The organism is Azospirillum sp. B4, from assembly GCF_000333275.1.
Lineage (GTDB): Bacteria > Pseudomonadota > Alphaproteobacteria > Azospirillales > Azospirillaceae > Nitrospirillum.
In genome coordinates this window covers 1-1,863 of sequence record NZ_BACU01000507.1, presented here as the reverse complement: position 1 = coordinate 1,863, position 1,863 = coordinate 1, and the positions used below count along the sequence as shown (strand labels likewise).

The following is a 1,863-nucleotide window of genomic DNA, read 5'->3' as shown; positions in this document are numbered from 1 at the left end:
CTGGTGCTGACCGCCTCCATTGCCGGGACGGCTATTACATCTACCGGTCGCAGGCGATCTATTACGTGATGGATGACGCGTTGGCGGAATATGTCGGTGGCCCCGGCGGCGGCCGCTACCGCAGCTTCAACGACGTGCCCGAGGGCAACGTCGGCCTGGACTTGGGCCACAAGCCCTATGTGATCAGGTGACGAATCGCCCGGTATGGACGATGCCCGGCCTCCCAGGGGGGCGGACTGGTGCCGGCTGCGAGACTTGAACTCGCGACCTACCGCTTACAAGGCGGTTGCTCTACCAACTGAGCTAAGCCGGCGCCCCAGGGGCCGCCCCGGAAGGCGGCGCGGGCAGACCTTAGCGTCGCCGCGCGACCTCGTAAAGCGCCACGGCGGCGGCGTTCGACACATTCAGGCTACCGATGGGTGGCCGGGTGGGCAAATGGGCCAGGGCGTCGCAGCGTTCCATGGTCAGGCGGCGCAATCCGTCGCCCTCCGAGCCCATCACCACGGCCACGCGCCCTGGGAAATCCAGGCCATGCAGCGGCTTAGGCCCCGATTCGGCCAGGCCCACGCAGAAGAAGCCGCCGTCCTGCAGTTCCGTCAGCGCGCGCGACAGGTTGGTGACCCGCACCAGGGGCACCACCTCCAGGGCACCCGACGCCGTCTTGGCCAGCACGCCCGTCACCTCCGGCGCGTGCCTGTCCTGGACGATGACGGCCTTGGCGCCGAAGGCGGCGGCGGAGCGCAGGATGGCGCCGACGTTGTGCGGGTCGGTCACCTGGTCCAGCACCACCACCATATCGGTCTCGCCACAGGCGCGCACCACGTCGGGCACGTCCAGGTCGGGCAGGGGGCTGGCGTCCAGCACCAGGCCCTGGTGCACGGCGCCGGCGGGCAGCAGGCGGTCCAGCGCCTCGCGCTCCACCACCATGGGTTCGGGCCGGGCGACGCCGGCGGCCTTGGCCTGGGCGAAGGCCTCGGTCATCAGATCAAGGCCGGCGGGTGTGGCCATCAGCGTCTTGCACCGCCGTTCCGGGTTGGTCCAGGCCGCCACAACCGGATGCTGGCCATACAGCAGCCCGGGCTTGGGGGCCGGCTTCTTGCCGTGGGGGCGGCTCTCGGCGCGCGCCTCCTGCGTGCGCGTGCGCTCGCCCGGCGCTTTGGCAGGGGCTGCCTTGGGCGCGGTGGCGCCGGGGCGGCCGCCGTCGCGGGACGGGCGGGGGGAGGTGGGGCCGTTGCCGCCGGTGCGGGAACCGCCCTGGTTCGGAAATCCAGATCGCTTCATGATGCCATCCTTAGCGCCAAGCGGTGCAGGCTTGCCACTGCTTTCAGCGGGCATGGCACGGTTGCCTCCATCTCTTTTCACCAGACCAACATTTCCCCGTTGACAGGAGGGGGTCGAAACGCCTACCCACCTGTCCACCGTTTTCGACCCCGGTCGGACACGCGGCGCACGGAAGGGTGGCCGAGTGGTTAAAGGCAGCAGACTGTAAATCTGCCCGCGTTAGCGTACGTAGGTTCGAATCCTACCCCTTCCACCATCTTGCCGGTAAAACCGCCCCCCAGACGATGAGGGGTGGGTTTACTGGCTCCCCGCGTGCGCGAAGCAGTTCCGGGGTGTGGGGCGGCACAGACTTAGGCGGGTGTAGCTCAATGGTAGAGCAGAAGCCTTCCAAGCTTACGACGAGGGTTCGATTCCCTTCACCCGCTCCAGTACACGGCCCCACGCGAAACCAAGCTTAACTCAGACTGTCAGGCAAAGGCGGATAGGACCATGGCCAAGGCGAAATTCGAGCGCACCAAGCCGCACTGCAACATCGGCACGATCGGTCACGTTGACCATGGCAAGACGTCGCTGACGGCTGCG

Annotated in this window: 3 protein-coding genes and 3 tRNA genes; 4 read left to right on the top strand and 2 right to left on the bottom strand. The window is 67.8% G+C overall.

Features of this window, described 5'->3' with window-relative positions; genetic code table 11:
• Positions 1-191: hypothetical protein (locus I55_RS37310; RefSeq protein WP_044562774.1), on the top strand; the 191-nt coding region annotated here is incomplete at its 5' end.
• Positions 192-237: 46 nt separating this feature from the next.
• On the opposite strand, the gene I55_RS22190 is transcribed toward I55_RS37310, so the two are convergent.
• Positions 238-313: transfer RNA gene (locus I55_RS22190), tRNA-Thr, on the bottom strand.
• Positions 314-351: 38 nt separating this feature from the next.
• Positions 352-1,281 (bottom strand): 23S rRNA (guanosine(2251)-2'-O)-methyltransferase RlmB, encoded by a 930-nt coding sequence (rlmB, locus tag I55_RS22185; RefSeq protein ID WP_083901328.1) that lies wholly within the window; start codon positions 1,279-1,281, stop codon positions 352-354.
• A gap of 170 nt (positions 1,282-1,451) precedes the next feature.
• Between rlmB and I55_RS22180 the strand changes: the two genes are divergently transcribed.
• The 3 genes from I55_RS22180 to I55_RS38605 form a co-directional block, all read left to right on the top strand.
• A tRNA-Tyr gene (locus I55_RS22180) sits at positions 1,452-1,537 on the top strand.
• 98 nt (positions 1,538-1,635) lie between these two features.
• Positions 1,636-1,709: transfer RNA gene (locus tag I55_RS22175), tRNA-Gly, on the top strand.
• A 61-nt stretch (positions 1,710-1,770) separates the two neighbouring features.
• Positions 1,771-1,863 (top strand): GTP-binding protein (locus tag I55_RS38605; RefSeq protein WP_155888827.1); only part of this gene is annotated, 93 nt, incomplete at its 3' end.